Source organism: Nostoc sp. CALU 1950 (genome assembly GCF_051172895.1).
Taxonomy (GTDB): Bacteria; Cyanobacteriota; Cyanobacteriia; order Cyanobacteriales; family Nostocaceae; genus Nostoc; species Nostoc edaphicum_A.
This window is the reverse complement of record NZ_JBDNJQ010000017.1, coordinates 44,898-65,980: the sequence shown is the minus strand read 5'-3', so window position 1 is coordinate 65,980 and position 21,083 is coordinate 44,898. Positions and strand designations below refer to the sequence as shown.

Below are 21,083 nucleotides of genomic sequence, written 5' to 3'. Positions count from 1 at the left end.
AAAATAATATTGTGAGTGATGCAATGGTACAGCAACTTTTCACTCAAGGTTCGACAGTTTTTGCATCTGTTGTTCTACAGACTTAATATATTTATCATTTGCAGGTAACAGGCGGTTAAATATCTCCAGTATAGTTTGGTAGCACGAGAATGCTTCTTCGTAACGTAATAATTGATCCAAACACTGGGCCAATTTTTGTATAATCCGAGCTTTATCGAACTCGTTAGCCCCAATGTATTTTAATTGAAGTGAGATATCGTAAAAAGAGATCCCTTGCTGATAGCTCTCAAGAGCCTGTGTATATTGCAATAAACCCAACTGGAAATCAGCTATTGATGTAAATACACTAGCTTTGAGCGCATAATTACCATAGTCATTCGGAGCAAGTTTGATTGCAGTATCATAGATACTAAGCGATTGCTGGTAAGTTAAAAATGCTTCTTTCACATAGTCTTGCTTTGATAGAAGTTCAGCTAATCTTTCTACTACCATCCCGTAATATCCTAAACCAATTGCATCGTTAGGATTTAAGGAAAATAATCTTTCATACGTGGCAACTGCTTGCTTTAAACTTTCAAGCGCCTGGGCTGATTGATTTTGGCTAAACTGTAACTCAGACAGCTTTTCGAGTGCAAAGCCTAAAAGTTTAAGAGTTTTGAAGTCATTGGGAGCGAACCTAAGCGCTGTGTTGTAATTCTTGATTGCAATCGTGTAACTTTCTATTGTTTCTTGGTGCTGCATAAAATCGCTCCAAAACTTAAATTAAATACAAACAAACCAAAGCAGCTGCTTAACCCGGATTTCTCACCATACCTCGAATGGAGGAGTAAGGAATAGTGAGTAGTGAGTAGTGAGTAAAGTCTTCACTTATTACTGAGTATTTACTATTACTCATCATCAAACGCAAAGGAGCTTGTGAGAAATGCGTGTTGAGTAAGTCGCTGATGGCAAGATAAAGATATAGCATTCTTCTTTAACCGAAAAAAAATCGGCGGACTAATAGTCTTGTCGCCGAAGTCGTCAATGTTTTAATTGCTACTGTTTTGTCTGGCTATCAATTCAGATTTCTGGCTCTCAATCGCTTGGAGCATTAGGACTTTGTACATCAATATCAGATGAAGTTAAATTAGGAATTTGCCAGTTTAGTTGCTGGGCTTTGAGTACTTCAATCAGTGCAGTTGGAGCAATGAACTCAAGTTCTTGGGTGTTAGGATTAGTTTTAGCAACTAATTGAGTCCCATCTATAATTTTTAGAATTGCTGGCTCTCCGATTGGCAGTTTTAGCCCAGCAACTTTCGCATCATTTGGCAGGTAAATTGCGTCACAATCCCAGTCTTCATCTGTAGTTTCCCCATCACCGAGGTAGTAAAGAGAGTTTAGAGTTGAGTTTTCAGGTTTCCGAGCATAGATAGCTAATGGTTTCCCCGTTTCATTGCGACATCTAGCCCAATCTTCTGAAGTCTCCATAGTCTGTTTTTGCAATTCTAAAGCAGCGATTTTCTGCTGTAGCTCTTCTGTGGTATATCCCATTTGTTCTGGGTTTTTCCTAACTTGAATCAGACTATTAAGTGTTTGAACAACTTTTGGATAGTCAGGGCTATCTTCAGAAATTCTATCTGCCCATGAAGGTTGAGCTACTCCTATAGTGATCACAAACAGCAAGACGATTAAAATAATTTTCCCAGGTTTCATAAGTTTCTTCTTTTGTGAAAGCATCATTTCTTGGTGAAAATTTGCTTTGAATGCGAAAACCGTAGATACATCTTCAACATATTGCGACGGACTAATAAAATCAAATACTCTTAATTCTCAAAACCATAAATTGAAGTAATTATTTGACGAACTGAGCAAACATAAGACATAAAATTTTCTCTTGACTACCCCTGCCCCCCTGCAAAAAACAGTTTGCACCTCCTGAATGACTCCTAAACATTAGAGTTGCTTTTTACCAGTTTGAGTTCGGTTGGGCGAATGAGCGCACTGCTTCACTCACTTTCGTGCGCTCCCTCAAAACCATCAGGCAAAAATCACCCCCCAATCCCTTTGCCACTCTTATAGTTCATCGCTCTGGGTTTCCTCTTGCCTATAGGGACTACTTTCGATTGCTTGGGAGGTTGAGGCGGACGGCATTTCTCGCAATATAGAGGTCTAACTCCAAAAGTTTCTCTTTATGTGGGTTGCTCACACTGCTTACATACGAAGTTGAAAATGCGAGTATGAATTTCCCGCTTGTGCGCTCTGACGGTGTACTCTCGGACTTCAATAGTTTTGCTGGGCATTGACTGATTACTGTTGTGGACTTACTTCTTTAATATAGTTTTTCGTCTTAGTTATACAAGATCAGTGCATCATCTGACGAAAGTAATTCTACTTAATCAAATAAATACTCTTGCATGTCGTTTTGTCGATGGCGGAGAATACTTATAGCTTTGACCTGGATTTGACGAATCCGTTCTCGGCTAAGGTTTAGCTGTTGGCCAATCTGAGCTAGATTGAAATGCTGATCATTCTCTAGCCCAAAGCTTAAAGTCAACACTTGACGCTGTATAGGTGTCAATGGTTCTAAGAATTTAGCTACATCTTGCGATAGAAGTTCTTGGGTGAGGAGTTTTTCTGGTGAAACACCAACGTCTGTTAAAATTTCGCCCAATTCTGTTTCTTGCTCATCTCCGACTTTTTTATTTAAAGAGATGGCTGTGCGAGAAGCGGTAAGATATTCTCGAAGCTTATCTGGGCTAATGTTTAATGATGCAGCCACTTCTTCAGCAGTAGCATGACGACCGAGTTTCAGAAAGCTTTCTCGCTGCACCTTCTTAATTTTATTAAGTATTTCAGTTAGATGAACAGGCAATCTAATAGTGCGGGATTGTTCTGCAATTGCTCTGGTTATTGCTTGGCTAATCCACCAGTAGGCGTAGGTTGATAATTTATAACCTCGGTTGGGATCAAACTTTTCTATACCCCTTTGTAAACCGATCGCTCCTTCTTGGATCAAATCTAAAAATTCCAAATTCCGGTTCTGGTATTTTTTGGCAACAGATACTACCAGTCGCAAGTTAGCTGTCACCATTTTCTGTTTAGCTTTTTGACCAAGGTGTAGCGCTGCTCGGATTTGTGTTTCAGTTTTTTCGACAGCATTGGCTAATTCTGTCATTGTTGGTTCACGGTCTAACTGTTGAGTGAGTTCATTTTTAGATTGCTCAATGGCAATCATTTCTTGTACAAGTCTTGCATAAGCGATTTCTTCCTCTGGCTTCAATAAAGAATACTGACCAATTTCTTGTAAATAGATGCGAACCATGTCGGAACTCAGGCTGGACATAAAAACTCAATGCTTTTTTAAACCAAGGAATTTAAAAGTATAAATCAAATAGCTCATTAAAGAAGAATTTAGAAATCAGGAGTCAGCAGTTATAGTCCTGGGTGAAGTAACCTCTGCTTTAACCTTGTGTACCGCTGTTGGTCATCAGTAGAGCGTACCGCTAGAGATATCGCTTTTTTCGCTCCAATAATGATTGCTAACTTCTTGGCACGAGTTATACCAGTGTAAAACAGGTTTCGGGTCAACATCATATAATGCTGCATATAGATTGGTAGAATAACCACCGGATATTCTGAACCCTGGCTTTTATGTATAGTAACGCTCCAGGCTAAAGTAATTTCATTCAGGTCAGCATAGTCGTAAATGACAGTACGCTCTCCATACTGCACAATTACTTCTTGTTCGACAGTATCAATGTCGGTGATAATTCCCAAATCCCCATTGAAGACTTCACGCTGGTAATCATTCATTTGTTGAATGACGCGATCACCAACTCGCAGTATCATCCCACCTCTATTAATCTCCACCAAATCAAGGCTTGGTGGATTAATCAACTGCTGCAACACAGTATTAAGATTGCGAGTCCCTACCAAGCCCCGCGACATTGGACAAAGTACTTGCACATCAGTGGAAGGATTAAAACCTAGGCGGGGAATCAAATCGGTAATCAACTCGCAGATTGCCTGTACACCATGTTCGGGCTGATGTCCGCCGCCGTGCCAAATACAGTCAGATACAGGATTGTCGGAGATTGGCTCGATTGTCGGATAAATTCCTCGATTAGTTTGGTGAGCAGCAGTGATAATAGCACTTGTTTGAGCTTGGCGGAATACCTGGGTCAACCGCACCACGGGAACTCGCCCAGAATTAATCAGGTCAGCAAGTATTTGACCTGGCCCCACAGATGGTAACTGGTCAATGTCACCCACCAACAACAGTAGAGCGCCAGCCAATACTGCTTTAACCAAGGAGTAAGCCAGAAACAAATCAAGCATCGATGCTTCATCAACAATAACTGCTGTATGGGGCAAAGGATTGTCACTGTCACATTTAAATCCTCTTGTCTTGGGGTCAAATTCCAACAAGCGATGAATTGTCTTTGCCTCCAGCCCAGTCATTTCACCCAAACGTTGAGCAGCGCGTCCAGTGGGTGCAGCTAGGGCTATGGATTTACCCATTGCTTTCCACAGGCTGACAATCGTGTGAGTTGTAAAGGTCTTTCCAACGCCAGGACCACCAGTGAGGATCATGATTTTGGAATAGGCTGCTGTTTCTACAGCTTGGCGTTGCTGTTCTGAAAGCTGAATTTTACGGCTAGCTGTAAAGCGGTCAATCCAATCACGCACGCGTTCAATGTCAGTGCCAACAGGTTTTTCCAAGCGTTGGCGTATCAGTTGAGCTAAATTCTGTTCCGTATGAAAGTAAGTCGGTTTGTAGCAAAGTAGCCTTTTTTCTTCATCCCGCTCTCTAATCAGGTCCTCTGCGAGAGCCATATCTTTAATAATGATCGCAACCGCTTCTTCTGTGGGCTGATGAGATTCGGTTGTCAGCAGTTTGATTACCGACTCAATCAGTTCGCTTTGTGGCAGGTAACAGTGACCATCTTCGGCAGCTTCACTTAAACAGTGGATAATCCCCGCACGGTAACGAAATTCTGAGTCCGGTGCAATTCCTATATTTCTCGCAATCTTGTCAGCAGTTAGAAAACCAATACCGTAAATGTCGGCTGCCAACTGGTAAGGGTTATGGGTTACTGTAGCGATCGCCTCATCCTTATATTGCTTGTAAATCTTCACAGCATAAGTGGTAGAAACACCATGCCCTTGGAGAAACACCATCACTTCTTTGATCGCTTTTTGAGTTGACCAAGCGTTTTTGATGAGAGTGATCCGCTTTTTGGCAATACCCTGGACTTCTATCAGTCGTTCAATCTGGTTTTCGATAATGTCGAGCGTTTCTAAACCGAAGTGAGCGACGATACGCTTGGCTGTGACTGGGCCCACGCCTTTGATTAAACCACTGCCCAAATATTTCTCAATTCCGGTGAGAGTAGCTGGTTTGGTTTCTTTATAATTAACTACCTGGAACTGTGGCCCAAATTGTGGATGATCACGCCAGAAACCAGTTAGCTGTAGAGTTTGACCTGGCTGAATATTAGCAAAGCTGCCGACAATTGTTGTCAGTTCGGTGCTACGGGGACGGGTCAGCCTTGCCACAGTGTAACCCGATTCAGCAGAGTAAAAAGTTAGGCGTTCTACGACTCCGGTGATTGTTTCGTGTTGAGGAAAGGCGCTTACTTGTTGAGGAGAAAGATTAGGGGGAGTGGACATTGCTTATGATCAGATGCCGCACATTGTTATAATATTGGAAGTCAGCTAATTATAGTACATAGATACTAAGCAAGACGCCCGGTATTAGGAGTTCGGGATAAGATATCCTCGAAACTTTTGATTTATGATTGTTCGATCTGAACCTCTATTTTAGTCTATTCTCAATAAGGCAGATTGTTGAGATTTAACAACTACCACTCATACTGCAACATTCTACTCAACTACTTGATATAAGGTCACAGTCAATCCCCGAAATATTAGTGGTATAAAATCAAATTTTTTTATCAGTTTTAGCTAATTTATTTTTATCAGTTTGTTAAGTCATTTTTCATCAATACATCCAACTGAGCCAAGAGCTTCTCTAGCTTTGCTTTTTTTTTCGGATCATCCCATACCTTGGACTGCTTAAAACGGCGAAGTGTGTCCTCAACGCGGTCTTTCAGAGATGTTGACTCTGTTTGAGTGCCAGACTCTGATTCCGGCTTCTGCTGAATTTCTAAAATCTTCCGCTTAATTTCGCTCAATGAGAGATTGTAGGCGATCGCGTCTTCTAGTAGTTGAATTCTTGTTTTTTCATTTTTCACCCTAGCGATTGCCCTTGCTTTAGTGTACTCAATTTTTCCCGAACGCAATACTGAAAGCACATCTTGAGGGAGATTGAGTAAAGGCAAGCGATTGCGGACAAAAGAATCCCACTTCATGCCTCCTAACGCTGTAAATATTTCCTCAACAAGTAGAGTTTGAGAATTACCCGTAACGTTACGGGTAATTTTTCCTTTAGCTTCGTTTTCCATTTTTTGAAGCAGTTTGACGGTTTCTGACGTACTGATTGACAACCGAAATGCCAATAGTTCAAGGATACCTTCAGTCTCTTCTAGTGGATTAAGGTCTTCGCGTTGCAGGTTTTCAACGAGGCGCACTTGGTACGTAGTCGCATCATCCATTATGCGGACTACTACAGGAACCTCAGTTAAAAGAGCCATCAATGCCGCTTTGTAGCGTCGTTCTCCGGCTACTAATTCATAATCTCCCTCAGAGAGCGGACGCACTAACAGAGGTTCGAGAATACCCAATTCTTTGATTGAATGTGATAGTTCTTCAAGCTTCTGCTCATCGAAATAGCGCCTTGGCTGTGAGGAAGGTAGCTTAATTTTGGCAATTGCAATTGTGTTAGTAGCGCTGGCTTGATCATCAGATTGTGACCCAGTTACAGTGCCAAACAGCAGATCGACAGGCTTTTTGATTGCAGCGTAAGGTTCGTTACGTTTGCTACTCACAGTTTTAATTCAAGTTTATCTATGCTATCAGCAATTTTTTTGAGTACACCCACGGCTGTATGGTTTTTATCAAATAATGCTAGTGGGACTCGGCGCTCAGAAGCATCGGCAAAGGCAATAGTTTTTGGAATTGGTGGGTATACAGGAGCTATCTCTGATAGTTGTTCTTGTACAGCTTTAAGTGTACGTGATTCCTGGGCAGTCCGACCATCGAACATTGTAGGAACAAATCCAGCAAATTGCAATCTGGGGTTGGTATGACTGCGGACTTGGGTGATCGTACTGAGTAAAAGTTCAGTTCCCTTAAATGACTTAAATTGACATTGGATAGGAACGAGAATATGAGTAGCAGCAGTGAGGCTGATGATACTGAGTAACCCCAAAGAAGGTGGACAGTCGATAAGAATGAAGTCGTAATCATCTTGCACATTCAAGAGTCCATTTTTTAGGCGATATTCTCTAGCGATCGCACTACTAAGTTGCATTTCACTAGCGGCAAGATTAATGTCAGCAGGGACAAGCGCCATACTATGAATCGGTTCAGGATAGATAGGTAATGGTCTGTTATCAACTATTGTTTGTTGAATACTGATACTCAATTCGTCTGGTTCGAGTCCCATAAATGTAGTGAGAGATGCCTGCGGGTCCATATCCACAAGCAAAACACGACGTTTTTTAAGTGCAAGGTGGTAGCCCAGATTTTGAGTAAGTGTTGTCTTGGCAACCCCACCACTTTGGTTAAATAGTGCAATAATCCGGGTTTGGCTCACTTTAATAAATTGCAGTTATCGCAAAAAGTACTTCTAATACAGGCAGATTGTAGCGCTTGATTAGGGGGAATACAACTCTTAGAGGTTGCAAGATTACTTTCCATTCCATACTGCCTAGAAGTTGCCTGTAGCAAGAGTATACAAGTTATCATTTGAATACCGCGAACGCGAATTGTATTTGGTGGCAGCAGAGAGAGTAGATGAACTATAAGCAATTGTCTTAGATACAGATACACCAACAAAAGGCGACTAACTTCTGCCAGTGTTAAAAAAATCCAAATCTAATTCTGATAACTTATGCACGCTACCAGTATTGCACTTTTTATTTCCAGATCGCCAATGATTTGCACTGCTGACACACGAGAAATTGCATGGGTAATCTTGCTTGAAAATACAACAGTACAACAAATATTTCTAGCCGATATCTGATGAAATATATCTAAGATAAACGCTTTTTTGGTACTACCAACAGGGAATAAAAGTGCGAGTTTACAAAAGAGCTAGTAATGGGAGAATATAAAGAACATCCTTCACTGATTAAAGTGAAAGTCCAATACCCCAACTGTGAGCAGACTGGTATCAGATTAAAAACAGGAGAAGTACTTTCAACAACACCGATTCCTTCACCTTGGCAGGAATGATGGCACACTCCCTCTTCAAGAGTGATTGGTGAAAGATATTTACGATTGATAATGCAAATGAGATTTTTACCCTCAATAATAACTGCACTAACGGCACTGACACTAACTAGTTGCAGCACTACTACTGCTGAACAGTATGAAGCTACAGCACTCACCAGTTACTCCTGGCAAGTTAAGTATGCGAATAACCTAACTAGTCAACCACAGCCACGCATTGAAACCTTTGCTAACACTTCAGTGTTGAATAGGAATGGATTGAAACCGACAGGAGCAGTTGTTGGCCCAGATGACAAAGGGCTATGGTGGCCTACTTTACCGCCTCGACCAAGTGTTGATGAAGTTGAACAACGCAAAAGACCTCAAGAAGAGTTAGGTAAACCTGAATTAGTGAAAGATGTAAAGTACAAACTGACCTATGGAGTGGGTAATACTCAGAACACGCTACCTACTAACTATGAAGTTTATCGACAAGTGGTAAAAGCCTACCCCCAAAGAACTCCTTTGGAATTGACTTTGGGTGTGAATGATAATTCAGTAGAAAAAGCTGAACCTGTAAGCAAGTAGTAACCCACTCGTTACGTAGTCAACAAGAAGTTAATTATCAAGACTGAATTGCTTTTCAACAAAAAATTGACACTAAAGTATAAATCAAAGAGTCAACGATGATCTAATTTAATTTCTGCTGCGTTGATAAAAAAGATTTCAAAAATTCCTGCTGGGGGCTACATGGGGGCTATATATACCCCAATATTATCTCAGGACTTTGATAACATTTTGACCCCTGTATAGGGCATATATAGGTGTTAAATGGGGTATATTTGACTGATTAGCATTTTATACCCCATTTAGCCCCCAAGGGGTTATGATAAACTCTTGGTTCTGGATCAAAAAGGAGTAGCTATTTTATTCTTCTCTCCCCTGCTCCCCAAAATTATCTGAACAGATCATTTTCACAAATTAAAGTGTATTACTTGGAGCAGATGTCAAACATTCACACCTTACAAAAAATTTTTCCTGCGGGTTTCGATAACGGTTACGGAAGTCTCAAACTTTTAGTCGAAGGCTTTGAAGTAGTTCGTGTCCCCAGCTATATAACCAATGCCGAGATGGAAGATGTTCCAGGGCGTGTAGTTTTTAACGGCACTGCTTACACTGTTGGAGAGTCTGCTTACCGGACAGGAAATTATTTTGACCGCAACACAGACAATAATGAAAATAAAGTCAACAACGCGTTGCTGACTTTATTGGGTGCATTGGCACATCTCCCACACCGTAAGGCTTGGCACTTAAAATTAGTCGTCAGCTTACATGATGTCGGTCTAGCTTCAGAATTGCAAAAAGTACTCAATGGAGAATATCAGCCAATACTTGCTGGCAAACAATCAGAAGTAAAAGTAGAAGTGCTGAAAGTTGTACTAGAAGGGATGGGTGCATTGTTTGGGCATCCACTACCGAAAAAATTAACCATTTTAGACTTTGGCAATGGTACGACTTTGTATTCTCGTTACAACCGGGGTCAGCGAGAAGTTCACACTGCTTACCCTATAGGTGTAGAAGTTCTCATCGATGATATCTCCCAAAAGATGAAACATTTAAATGGCGGAAAAATCGGAGATCCTTCCATTATCCGATTTTGTTTGGAAATGGGGCATACCCGATACAGCCGTGACATCGATATCAAAGATATATACAGTGCTTCTTTAAAAGATTGGTATGAAAAATACTTGAAGAAAGTGGTGAATCTCACACTTGATGCCAAGCACCAAGGGGATGAAATCTGGGCGATTGGTGGAGGCTGTCTCTTACCAGGATTTAAGAAGCTGTTGGAGAAAAACGGCTTCAAAATCCTGGACAATCCGGTAGAAGCTAATGTCTCTGGGCTTCTAGAAATGGCGAAAACCATTAGCAGCAAAAATCTAACGGGCACATCTCTTAAGTGAAGTTATAACAATGGCAGATAAAAAAGACTTAGCACCGGGAAAAGTTCGCCTCAAAGATAATTACCGAGAGCGCATATTTGCAGAATCGCAAAAACTAGATAAAAGTTACCTGGACACGCTTTACTTTATAGGGGACTTGCTATTTTGTTTTTATCAAGGCTGGATTACCTGCACAACTTTTAGCTGACACACCCATTAATACTGAGGCAATAAAGGGGTAGTTACATAACTACCCCTAAAATTTTGGCAAGATATATCCTAAAGACAGATGAAGCCGCAAAATATTAATTATGACCATTAACTTACCTGTAGCCACAGAAATTATACCAATGGTCTTGCAATTCCAACCTGCGTAGACGCAAAGTGGGTTGTCGTTCGCGTAGCGTCTCGAAGAGAAGACATCGCACTAACCGACGACCAGTTTTATGAATTTTGTCAACTAAACCGTGATTTTCGCATTGAACGTGCTAAACTTTTCGTGGTTTAGGATATAGCCAAAAGCTAAACAAACGGCTAACTCTAGGCATAACAATATATGTCAACAGCAAAACCATAGTAATCGTAACAATCAACGAAATAATCAAGGGTGGTAAACCACGAAGTAGGGGAACTATAAACGTACTCAACAAATTAATTAACACATATACGGCTCCCCAAGTTAGCAATGCTATTTTGTAGCGCGGTGGAGTTTTCAGTGGTTGACCAGGAAGAGAAAACCAAGCTTCTAATCCACAGATTTGTTGAACATAAGCATCGGATTCAACCAAATGCTTACCTTGATTCAGCCAATATTCGCGCTCGCGCGATGTCATCCACACCTTTAAATTTTCATAACCGTCAAACCGGAAGATGATCACATATTCATTTCGCACTCCAAGTTGGGGACGAATTACATTTGTTCCCAGATGACCTATATAGGTTCTAGCAACTCTGGTAATATCTTTCAACCAAGCTTCGTAAGCGCTTTCGCATCCTGGTTTGACAAGTTGTGTAATGACCACGGTTACAAATTGCTCGTCCTGTTCCATCTCCATTAGTTATGTCACCATCAAGTTAATAGTTATAAGTTTTTGTAACCGTAGCATGGTTGAGTCATTCTCAAGTTAAGGAATACCCAGTTTTTCCAACTTCAAGTCGAACAACATTAGCAGGAACAACCCCTGTGGGTGGGGGTAAAAACATTCCACCATTAGTTACAACATAAATTGCAGTGCGTTCGCCCTCACTTTGACCAAAAGCCACTGCTGTGCTACCAATTACACCTGACTCGGCTTGAGCAATGATAGTAGTAGTGCGATCGGGCGCAATTCGTATCACACTGTTGTAAATGTGCGTTGCTCCATAAAGGTTGCCTTCTACATCAAAGGCAAAGTCATCAATATTGGTCTGCTCAACAAAAATTTCCGGCTCACCTGGTTTATTAGTACTATCAATAGGAATCCGCAACAGCAACATTTTTTCCGTATTTGAAACGTAGAGGAAATCACCAAAACGCTTCAAGCCATTAGCAGCAGGAAACACGCTCTCCGAATTGCTACGAGCAAGCATTGGATGTTCTAGCCAAATTGATCCACTGGGTTGAGCAACATCAATCAGCCAGATTGCACCACGATAGGAATCTGCTGTCAAATACTGAGTGCCAGAAAGTGGAGTGATGCCATTGAGAAATATTGCGTCTGGCAGTGTCAGCAACGTTTCCACCGTGCCATCACTTTTAACTAGAGAAACGACGGGTATAGAATCACCATTCCAGCCTGTTGCCACCAGATCGCCGTTGGTAGTGAAAGCAAGACCACTTACTTTGCCTTCAACAGTGGCATGAATTTGCTGATTGCCATCTGGGGTAATGCTAACAATCTCGCCGACCTCATGATTACTTACAAAAATTGTGCCATCTGATGCGTAGGCGTAGCCCGCCGCAGGTATCGCTAGATTTTCCAAAAAAGTATTGACCGGGAACGAGGTGATAATTTTAGCAGGTGCTAATTCAATCGGCTTATCTGCGTAAATAGACGGTAAATCTGCGGAATTTCCCATATTAACCAGAACTTCAGGATGAGAAAGTAACTGTTTTGCCATAATGTTGCGTACTGTCCACAAAATTACATCAGCAAACGCCGCCGCCTGATCATTTGTTCCACCTTGCGTTCCGCGTCCGGCGAACTCTGCTGTTGCTTTTCCTTTTTCGGCATCACGAGAGCCAAAAAAAACTTCATGCCCCTGCTCTGCCCAGAGTATACCTAGAGAGCGCCCCATGTTTCCACTGCCAATAATTCCAATCTTCATGAGTTAACCCTCATTCCACCGTAGATTGTGAAAAGATTATAGTTAAAGCAGGTAAAGTAGCCACAAAGCGATTATGACCACCAATTTACCTGTAGCCACAGAGATTATACCAGTGGTTTTGCAATTGCAACCTGCGATGTCTACGACGGGCTACGCCTACGCACTAACCGAAGATCAGTTTTACGAGTTTTGTCAGCTAAACAGTGATTTTCGCATCGAACGTAATGCTGCTATAATGCTTTTTCTAAATCAAAGAGTGATTTTTCTAATTCCTTAAATATTCATCGACTCGGATATTTAGCTGAGTCAGTTAATTTATCCTTGTATTTCTAATTCTTGGCTTTTATTTTCCGCTAAAATTTTATCTATCTGGCTATTAGCATCCTCAAAAGTTTGCAATATCTGTGGAGTTAGTTTATTAGTCTGCACCTGACCAGATTGCAAGTTTAAAATTACCTCTCCATTTTTCTGCGAAATAGTTAAATCCCTCTGCTGGGTATTGAAAGCCAAGTCATAAATCTTTCCTTGAACTTGAGTGCCATTTTCATCAGACTTACCCCAGAACATGCCAATCCTTTGAGCAATTTGAGTCAACCGACTGATAGAATCAAGCTCAAATTTATCTTTATTCATTACTGTCAACGCTTCGGCTGATAATTGCTCACCAGCTTTAAACCCATAAGCCACTTCTACAATGCGTTTTTTGTAATTCTCCGACTTCCCTAACTTATCTGCGGCATTGTACCAATTTCTCAAGTCATCAATAGTAACTGTCGGGGGCTTTTCTACACCTAGAGGTTCGGTTTTCACATGATTACTAATGTCTGGTGTAGAAAGAGTAGTGGGGAGTAATGGAGTTATAGATTGGTTAGGTGGGGATTGTGCTGTTTGTTCCGGTGGTTTCAAAAACTGCGGTCGTGTGGCGAGGGAATTAACCCTTTGTTGATACTCAAGAGTAGATTCAATCACAGCCCCAAATTTCTTGGACATGCTCTCTAAAGTTTTGGCAGGGATGGAGCTATCAACCAAGTTAAATACAGCTAGACCTTTTTTAGTTTCCCTGATAACATCTTCTGTTGGGGCAAGCGAGAATTTAACATTTTGAGCAGTTAACCATTTAGTCACAGTCTCAGCTTTCTGGTTGTCAACAGCCAAGCCCATGACTCCAAGTTTTTTGTTTGATTCTGTCGAAAATAAGAAAGTAGGACGCTCTTTAATCTGATGTAGAATATTCGCACTACTCTCAATCATCTCTTGTTGTTCAGAATTAACCGATTGAGTCCCAAAAGCCTGAAATTCCTTCGTCCACTTCTGGGGATATTCAACGGTATTAGGGTCAATTTGAGCGCAAATCACAGAAAAATTACTTTGAATAATAGCGTCGGCGTGTGTAAGTTGTCCGGTTTTGAGTAGCCCAAGTTGTCTGAGCGCGTCTTTGTCTTTTTTGAAGTGCAGCACTCCCAAGGGTTCACCATTGAGAAATACTGCATCTCTAGTTTTAGAAGCTGAGGTTTCGATACTCAGTTTTCGGTAATCTTGATCATTGAATGTCTGACCAGAAAAATCATAAAAGTTAATTTTATTAATTTTGAGGAGATTCCCATTAGGAGACTCACCCAGCACAAAAGCTTGATCTCCAGTTTCGGAGATAGAGGTAAGTTTTAATTTGAGGGGATTACCATTTTTTAGGTAATCAACTTGTTTTAACTGTTGAAGAGAATCGTTGTCTAACTCGCCCAGAGTCAAAGCATCAATTTTGATTTTTACTGTTTTGTCAGTCACCGGCACAGTGCCAAATTCTAAGTTTACGGGTTCGTCGTTAAAAACAAGTCCTGCATAAGAGAAGTTCTTGAGTTCACGGATAGTAATTTCAACCGGCTCGTTTCCTGGCAGTCCAATAGTTGCTGATGCTGTGGCTGGTTCTACCCCAACCATACAAGAGAGCGCTTTCGTTCCAATGGGAAGCTGTGCAGTTCTGGTTTCGAGCATGGCGAATTCCTTATATTCGCCGTCACTATCCTGTACAAACAACAGCCTGGAAACGTGGCGCTCATGCCCCGGTGGGTGGTGACTAGCTCTAATCTCTATCGGCTGTTTTTCGGTGGGATTCCAGTCTCGACCCAAAAATTGATTCGCTTCATTATTCAGTGTGACTAACTTCGGTTCAGTAAATTGCAATTTATCTAAGCGAGAGATAATCTCATTGGGGAAAGCAGCGAAGGCAAAATTAGAGACTTTTTTCGCGATCGCTTGGGGGTTTGCGTTTTCTTTTCTTGCAACTTCAAGTTCATCCTGGCGGGATGCACAGATGTTCCAAGCGGCGGCAGAGGATGCAAGTTTTTCTGACTCTGGGATAGAAGCGTAAAATGCGAGAGCCGCCTCTTGTGCCTTATCGAAAAGTAATTTAGTTTGGCTTCTAGTAAGTTCTGGTTTTAGTTCTAGGAGTTTAGCTCCCTGCATGGTCATCCCCGATTTGAGGTTGTGGTCAGTCACAGATTGTTGGCTAACTGTCCCCAGGTTGCGGTAAGCGGGTTTTCCATCTGACCCAACCTCGCCATCTATCTGTGCAACTACTAATAATCGGTGAGGGCGTTCAAAACTTCTCAATTTCTCTGGAATTTCATCTAAGCGAATGTTCAGCGTCTGAGCTTTCCAGATTAAGGGATGCCCATAACGGGTTAGATTGGTAATTTCCAGTTTGCAAGACTGTGGAGTTTGCACAATTGCGGATGGCCCTTTCTCAGTTTCACGCAGTTGGGACATCCGAACCGCAGCGTTGAATTTCAGATCGAACTCGTACTTGGCGGCAACTGCTGCAAATTTCTGCTGTGGTGTAAATTCTACTCCTTTGAATAAGTCTTTAAACTGGACTATGGGACGCGATTCTAACTGTGATTCTTGGAAATATTTATTAGTTTGGCTAATCAATAATTCTACTGGTGAGTAGCCCTTTGGTGTTATCCCCGTGTTTAAATAAACTGACGAAGATTTCTTATCTTTAATATAATTAACATCACGATACAAGTAGCGGCTGTTTTCCCGGATTTTATCCATCTCCGGTTTTTTAGCACTTTTGAATAAATCAACCGCTATTTGGTTTTGATAACATCCCTCACCAATCATTTCCCGGTACATCAGGCGGTTAACATCCATCGCCTGCTGAATAATTTCTGGCGTTCTGTTAGGATTCTCTGCTAGAGCTACAACAGATTGCATGAAAGGTTTGTACTCTGCTCTAATTGATTTGGGCTTCTCGCCATGTTCCTGTTCAAATAAACTTTGATAGCGCTTAGATACTTGGTCTAAATAAGTTGATTGCTGTTCTAAGGTACCATAAGTTTTAAGTACCTCAATTTCCGATTCTAATGCCTCCAGTGCTGTCACTTGATTGTTGATTATGCCCACGCTGATGCTATCACTCATGTGGATAGCTATTTCTTCAAATGGCGGCTGGGTTCCATTTTCCAAATAAAATGATTGTTTTTTAAGTTTGACTGTCGGAATATAAGCATTCTGGGGTTGGTTTCTGTACTCGGCTTCGGCCGTGAAGTTAGGGTATTTACTAGCCAGCGCCACACCAATACAGTCACCGTCAAAATCTCGCGCTTGCCGTTCTGATTCGGTTTCAATTGGCGCAACTTCATTGGCTTTAAGCCTTGCGAAAATGCGTTTATGATCTTCATCATTGACTACTATAATGCCTTTAAGATTTACCCCATCTGGGGCTAATCTATCATCAACAAGTTTATTAGTGGATACACATAAACCATTAGAGTTGAGGAATGGAGAACGAAAATTAAGAACCTTTTCACCATCATCCATCCAAGGAACACAGATTTCACCATTTTTCAGTTCTTTAGATGGGATAATCATTCCTCGGTCAAATATTAAAGTTCTCCCAAATGCTATATCTCTCCACTCGCTTTGGACAAACCTACTCAGTTCTTGTTTAATTTTTTCAGTTTCTAAAAGCTGATTATGTCCCCCAACTAAATCAGCCTTTATGAGCTTATACATCAACAAATCATCTTTCGGTGATTCATTATTTTCATCGATTATCTCATATTCTCCATCAGCATCATTCGATGTCACTAGTTCTAATTGTTTAGCTAATGAGCCATCACCAGCTTGCTCAGTAATTTGCTTTGATAAAGATGCTTTCTGTGATTCAGTCAAAGCCTTACGCTTTTCGTATTTTTCACAGTAAAGTTGTGCAACAATCCTTGGGTCATCCTGATTTTCGGCTAGCTTTTGAGCCTGTGCCTCTAGCTCCTCAGCGAAATCTTTGATCCCTTGAGGAAATGATGCCAACAGTTGTGATATGGCTGTCTGACCTCGCTCTGACTGCAATTTTTCACCTAACCAGATTTTTTGCTGATATAATCCTGGTTTAATTTGGGGTTTACTAACACCATTAGGGTTATCCTTGTCTGTACCTTTAAAACTGGATATGGGAATGATTAAGTCAATTTTGGATTTAATCTTGGTGTCTAAATATTCTATTTTATCTAACTTATATGGTCGTAAAGTCCCTTTGCCAAAACGATATTGGTTATCTTCTCCATCAGTTTCTGTCCAACCAAAGCGATGCTGAATAACATGATAATCTTTATTTTGTTGTTGCTCTGTTTGGGTCAAACGGTCATAAAGTTGAGTTGATATCTGTCCATAACAATCGCCCACTAATTTGAAAGCATCCTCATCTTTAATAAATCCTCCATTCTCTCCTGTAAGATCATTCACAATTAAAATATTTAATTTTTCATTAATGGAATTTTTACAACCACCTAGAAAAATTGACCCATAAGCACCTCTATCTTTTCTATCGGGACATAATTTATCAATTACTTCTAAACATTCTGGAGAGCCATAAAGAAGTCTGGTTTTAGAAGATAATAAAAGAATATGTCCTTCTGGATGATTTTGTAAATCCTCTGGTTTACTATATTCATCGATATGTCCGAAAGAAAACTCTTTGCCTGGAAAATATGATTCCAATAGGGTATTATCTATGTTTTCAGTTAAAATTGAATCAGGATTATTCTTGTCTCCGTCATCATGAATCCATTGGTTTATTCTCGTGTCAAAGTGTTTAAATTGAAGAGTCATAAGACTTTGAGTTAGTTAAATGTTTACCAATCTTGTGAGGGATTAATCATGTCAAGAATAAAACGCTGGATAAATATGAACCGTAAAGAATTCAATTCAGATGGAACATTAAAAGATGAAGTAAGGCAACAAAAAATATCTACCGGCTCAAACCCAGCAGCAGTCGATGACTATGCTCGTAGATTGAAAGAAGAATATGACGAGTGGAAGCACTTGGACGAAACCGACCCAGAACCTTGGCCTGTCTACACGGCATACGACTTTTTCACCCCAACAGAGAAAACACAGTTTAACCCTGACGGTTCTCTTAAACAGGAATACTTTGAATCTGAGCTTAAAAAAGGTACAAGCCTTGGATGGTTAGAGGAAATGGAACGGCGTAAGAAAATTGATGTCGATAACTACAATCGAGTATCAGCCAAACACGCTGAAATGGGCATCAATTTCGGTCAACAGGAAATGCAAGAAAGGATTGGCGCTAGCAGAACATACGTTCAACGTCGGCAGCAGATGGAGCAAGACCTGCGTAACTTTGAGGATGTTGACAGTCTACCTTTCGACAAGGACACAGCATATTAAGCTCACCCTAAGCAGAGCGAGTGGTAATATAAGCTGAAAGCATTATAAAACAGCGCTTTCAGCTTTTTAGTGACATCCTTTTAATCAGCTTGAACAGCAGGCAGGTTAGCAGCAGCCGATGGTTTGGCAGAGCGAAACGCCCCGTTAAAAAAGGCAATCATTCCTAAAATGGCAAAGGGTGTAATGATTAATATGTGCAGTGAATTGAATGCCGAGTGTTCTCTGACTACTTCAGCCCACATATACTTTCAGTTGGTCTTCCGTTGTCTGCTGGGCGGGCGAAAAAGCGAACTGTTTGCTTAATTGGCTTGCCGTTCTATAGTTGGAGGGATTACCCCAGACGAGCGCAAAACTGACTTGTTGGAAGCGGCGGCAAGGAACGCAAACATCCCTAAAATAGCAAAAGACGTAATAATCACTTGCTGTACGGATGCAAAGACCGACTTTTCTTTCTCCTTTTGGACAGTAATGCGATTGAGATTCTGTTGATATATGGAGAAGTACAGATAATTCAAAACTTGTTCGCACAAGGTAGGGTCTTCTCCTTTTTGGACTTTTTGACACAGGAGAATTTCTAAATGCTCTCGGCGGCGATCGCTTGTAGACAAATCGCGCTCGTCCCACAGTTTTGCCTGGGTTGTATCTAAAGGTCTATTAATACCTAATATAGTCATAGTATGGCCTTCTTTAGTTGTTGAGTTAGCTGAGGGAACAGGTGTAATCGATAATTCAACTACACCCTAGTAGTTCGCTTTCGTGACGAAAGCGGGGGAAGGGGGAAGCTGGGGCCCCCACGAAGTCAAGGATTTGGGGCAGGGGGAAAAGGTTTAAATCCCAAAACCAGTCCCCAGTCTGAAAAAGCGCATTTTTGGGTTGGCAGACTACTAGTGTGCTTTTTGAAAAATGGAACTCATACCTAACTTAAGAATTTTAAATATGCCCTCTAAAAAGAACTAGCTACGTTAGTACTGAAAAAATCGGTACTAGAGTAACTAGTAAAGTTAGCGAGTTTATGCTATATTTACCATTCCAAATCTGGTTGTAGAGATGGGGATAGAACCTGTGCTTTCGATGGTGATAGAGGTGTATCCGCCTCCAACGGGTTCGTTTGATCCTGAAATAAAACAGTCGCCAGAGTCCGCCCATCTGAGTCAATGTCACTACTCAAGAAATACTCCAAAACCTGCGGTGTAGCACCATCAATTGCTGCTTGTGCTAGTAGAGATTTGATGAATTGGGGAGATGCTTCACTATCAGCTAGTACCTTCAAGGTTTGCTCGGCATCTTGGATGGTCATTTTGGAGATATCTCTAACTCCAACTTCTTCCCAGACATCGCCAAAATACTGACGATATTGCTGATTGAAGTCTTGCTCTTGGGCGAAGCAGGCTAATTCTTGTACTTGTAATTGTGTCGTTTCTGACATATTAATTTGCCAATGTTAATGAACAGGAGTCAGGAGCCAGGAGCCAGAATTCAGAAGAAGGTTAAGCGAGTGGCGGATAAATAAACGGCGTTTAAGACCCCCCACTAAATCGGAGATTCAGTGGTGCAATAATCAAGCGGTGGGTCTGAATCCCCCACTCATTAATTCTGACTCCTGAATTCTGACTTCTGAATTCTTCTTCAGTTGTTCACGCTTGTTATTGTTTGACCCAACCATCTTGAGCAATTGTTGATTAAGATAGTTTTGAGCCGAAACGTAGAGATTATCCCAAATGATTGGGTTTCGACAGATTTTGCTGCCAACTGTATTGCCAGCTAACTTCTCTGATACCAAATACTTGCGGTAGTAGTTTGCCCATAAATGCTGTAAAAAGTCCTCCGCGAAATCATCAAAAGGAATTAACCAGTTATAGTTCTCGTCCAGGAACACGCGATAAGCAGCAACAATGGGCATAGCAATATCTGCTGGCGCACTAAACCCAAATGAGTAACGGCTGTCGGGCAAAAGGGTATTCTTTCGCGCATCAATTGAAGCTAGGTCAATCACTCCTTTCTTTCGTGGGTTGGTGATGTGTTCCTCAATAGTCTTAAACAGCCTTTCCTCAATCCACATGGCCTTGGACAGTAGCGGCAACAATTTCGACAACCTTTCTCTCTCCGCATCACTTAAAGAGGGATTATTGCTGACAGGTGGATGTTTACCTTTAGATTTATTCGGGTTGTACTTATTCCTGTCCAAGCAGTTCATCAACTTAATCAAATGGTTGACATTGCACTGTGGATTTTTCGGCGCACCACTTTGATGTTGATAGTAAGCAATGCGGAATTTCGTTTCTGACTCCATCTCTAATTTTGCTAAAAACTGTTTGATGAATTTGTAGTCACCTCTGGCGTTAACTTTAGAACGTGCATCTACTGGGGCTGATGTGTTGGATGCTAAGGCGATGTCTTTCGCTTCATCCTCATTTAACCCAATGTGAATAGTAACTTTAACCCTAGCTAGAGAGAGGTCGTACTTATTTGCTCTAGCTTGTTCAAATGCTAATACCGTATGCCCACCGTTGATAATGCCGTCGTTGCCGCCTTCGTTTGAGAGAAGTATTTCTAGTTCTAGCTCAGTCCTGCTTATTGGTTTAACCTTGTTAACACACAGCACAATCCCGTTATTTCTTTGAAAGAATTTTTCAGGTTCAGTGGAGAGCGAATCGAATATTTGTCTGTAGGTTGAGCTTTTGCGGTTCGGCTCTCTAATGTTTGGCTCTAGTGGGAGGTCTGGAAAACTATCTACATGGGCAGTAGCGATAATGCAGTTAGGACTCGCATTGATGTACTGGTCTATTTTTAAAGTCAAAGTTTTGGGCATATTCTGAAACTATTGCAGGT

The 21,083-nt window shown here is 41.2% G+C and carries 19 protein-coding genes and 2 pseudogenes; 6 read left to right on the top strand and 15 right to left on the bottom strand.

All coding sequences use genetic code 11. The annotated features are described in order from the left end of the window. Nucleotides 1-39 precede the first annotated feature (39 nt). The 7 genes and pseudogenes from ABF638_RS07725 to ABF638_RS07695 all read right to left on the bottom strand — a co-directional run bounded on the left by ABF638_RS07725 (nt 40) and on the right by ABF638_RS07695 (nt 7,699). Nucleotides 40-741 (bottom strand): hypothetical protein, encoded by a 702-nt coding sequence (locus ABF638_RS07725; protein ID WP_435021665.1) that lies wholly within the window; start codon nt 739-741, stop codon nt 40-42. A 333-nt stretch (nt 742-1,074) separates the two neighbouring features. Continuing rightward, nucleotides 1,075-1,692, bottom strand: a complete 618-nt coding sequence (locus ABF638_RS07720) for a hypothetical protein (RefSeq protein WP_435021663.1) — start codon at nt 1,690-1,692, stop codon at nt 1,075-1,077. Nucleotides 1,693-2,027: 335 nt separating this feature from the next. Beyond that, a pseudogene (locus tag ABF638_RS07715) lies at nt 2,028-2,279 on the bottom strand (hypothetical protein). A 92-nt stretch (nt 2,280-2,371) separates the two neighbouring features. Further along, nucleotides 2,372-3,322: an RNA polymerase sigma factor, RpoD/SigA family gene (locus ABF638_RS07710; protein WP_435021661.1), complete on the bottom strand. Its 951-nt coding sequence runs from the start codon at nt 3,320-3,322 to the stop codon at nt 2,372-2,374. Nucleotides 3,323-3,411: 89 nt separating this feature from the next. Further along, nucleotides 3,412-5,652: an SF1B family DNA helicase RecD2 gene (gene recD2, locus ABF638_RS07705; RefSeq protein WP_435021659.1), complete on the bottom strand. Its 2,241-nt coding sequence runs from the start codon at nt 5,650-5,652 to the stop codon at nt 3,412-3,414. A gap of 308 nt (nt 5,653-5,960) precedes the next feature. Next, the gene (locus ABF638_RS07700; RefSeq protein ID WP_435021657.1) at nt 5,961-6,929 is read right to left on the bottom strand and encodes a ParB/RepB/Spo0J family partition protein; all 969 of its coding nucleotides are present in this window, start codon (nt 6,927-6,929) and stop codon (nt 5,961-5,963) included. Then, nucleotides 6,926-7,699, bottom strand: a complete 774-nt coding sequence (locus tag ABF638_RS07695) for a ParA family protein (protein WP_435021655.1) — start codon at nt 7,697-7,699, stop codon at nt 6,926-6,928. Before ABF638_RS07695 ends, ABF638_RS07700 begins: the two co-directional genes overlap by 4 nt. A 506-nt stretch (nt 7,700-8,205) precedes the next feature. Here ABF638_RS07695 and ABF638_RS07690 point away from each other — a divergent pair. The 4 genes from ABF638_RS07690 to ABF638_RS07675 all read left to right on the top strand — a co-directional run bounded on the left by ABF638_RS07690 (nt 8,206) and on the right by ABF638_RS07675 (nt 10,467). Then, the gene (locus ABF638_RS07690; protein WP_435021653.1) at nt 8,206-8,340 is read left to right on the top strand and encodes a hypothetical protein; all 135 of its coding nucleotides are present in this window, start codon (nt 8,206-8,208) and stop codon (nt 8,338-8,340) included. A gap of 51 nt (nt 8,341-8,391) precedes the next feature. Next, nucleotides 8,392-8,904 (top strand): hypothetical protein, encoded by a 513-nt coding sequence (locus tag ABF638_RS07685; RefSeq protein ID WP_435021651.1) that lies wholly within the window; start codon nt 8,392-8,394, stop codon nt 8,902-8,904. 416 nt (nt 8,905-9,320) lie between these two features. Continuing rightward, entirely contained in the window at nt 9,321-10,280 is a 960-nt protein-coding gene (locus ABF638_RS07680) for a ParM/StbA family protein (protein WP_435021649.1), read from the top strand. Nucleotides 10,281-10,290: 10 nt separating this feature from the next. Continuing rightward, entirely contained in the window at nt 10,291-10,467 is a 177-nt protein-coding gene (locus tag ABF638_RS07675; protein ID WP_435021647.1) for a hypothetical protein, read from the top strand. Nucleotides 10,468-10,747: 280 nt separating this feature from the next. Here ABF638_RS07675 and ABF638_RS07670 read toward each other — a convergent pair whose 3' ends face one another. The 3 genes and pseudogenes from ABF638_RS07670 to ABF638_RS07660 all read right to left on the bottom strand — a co-directional run. Continuing rightward, nucleotides 10,748-11,308, bottom strand: coding sequence for an antibiotic biosynthesis monooxygenase (locus tag ABF638_RS07670; RefSeq protein WP_435021645.1), 561 nt, complete (start codon nt 11,306-11,308; stop codon nt 10,748-10,750). A gap of 70 nt (nt 11,309-11,378) precedes the next feature. Next, complete coding sequence (locus ABF638_RS07665; RefSeq protein WP_435021679.1) at nt 11,379-12,317, bottom strand: SMP-30/gluconolactonase/LRE family protein; 939 nt, start codon at nt 12,315-12,317, stop codon at nt 11,379-11,381. 81 nt (nt 12,318-12,398) lie between these two features. Continuing rightward, a pseudogene (locus tag ABF638_RS07660) lies at nt 12,399-12,536 on the bottom strand (NADPH-dependent F420 reductase); the annotation flags it as partial. A gap of 103 nt (nt 12,537-12,639) precedes the next feature. Between ABF638_RS07660 and ABF638_RS07655 the strand changes: the two are divergent. After that, nucleotides 12,640-12,843, top strand: a complete 204-nt coding sequence (locus tag ABF638_RS07655) for a hypothetical protein (RefSeq protein ID WP_435021643.1) — start codon at nt 12,640-12,642, stop codon at nt 12,841-12,843. Between the two features lie 38 nt (nt 12,844-12,881). On the opposite strand, the gene ABF638_RS07650 is transcribed toward ABF638_RS07655, so the two are convergent. Beyond that, nucleotides 12,882-17,675 carry a hypothetical protein gene (locus ABF638_RS07650; RefSeq protein ID WP_435021641.1) on the bottom strand — a complete coding sequence of 1,598 codons (4,794 nt, stop codon included), beginning with the start codon at nt 17,673-17,675 and terminating at the stop codon, nt 12,882-12,884. 48 nt (nt 17,676-17,723) lie between these two features. On the opposite strand from ABF638_RS07650, the gene ABF638_RS07645 reads away from it, so the two are divergent. Continuing rightward, nucleotides 17,724-18,254, top strand: a complete 531-nt coding sequence (locus ABF638_RS07645; RefSeq protein WP_435021639.1) for a hypothetical protein — start codon at nt 17,724-17,726, stop codon at nt 18,252-18,254. 80 nt (nt 18,255-18,334) lie between these two features. Here the strand turns inward: ABF638_RS07645 and ABF638_RS07640 are convergent, their stop codons facing one another. From ABF638_RS07640 to ABF638_RS07625, 4 genes are all read right to left on the bottom strand, one after another. Further along, nucleotides 18,335-18,496, bottom strand: a complete 162-nt coding sequence (locus tag ABF638_RS07640) for a hypothetical protein (protein WP_176727056.1) — start codon at nt 18,494-18,496, stop codon at nt 18,335-18,337. A 57-nt stretch (nt 18,497-18,553) separates the two neighbouring features. After that, entirely contained in the window at nt 18,554-18,928 is a 375-nt protein-coding gene (locus tag ABF638_RS07635; protein ID WP_435021637.1) for a hypothetical protein, read from the bottom strand. Between the two features lie 347 nt (nt 18,929-19,275). After that, entirely contained in the window at nt 19,276-19,680 is a 405-nt protein-coding gene (locus tag ABF638_RS07630) for a hypothetical protein (protein WP_435021635.1), read from the bottom strand. Nucleotides 19,681-19,812: 132 nt separating this feature from the next. Next, nucleotides 19,813-21,063 carry an AIPR family protein gene (locus tag ABF638_RS07625; protein WP_435021633.1) on the bottom strand — a complete coding sequence of 417 codons (1,251 nt, stop codon included), beginning with the start codon at nt 21,061-21,063 and terminating at the stop codon, nt 19,813-19,815. Nucleotides 21,064-21,083: the final 20 nt, after the last annotated feature.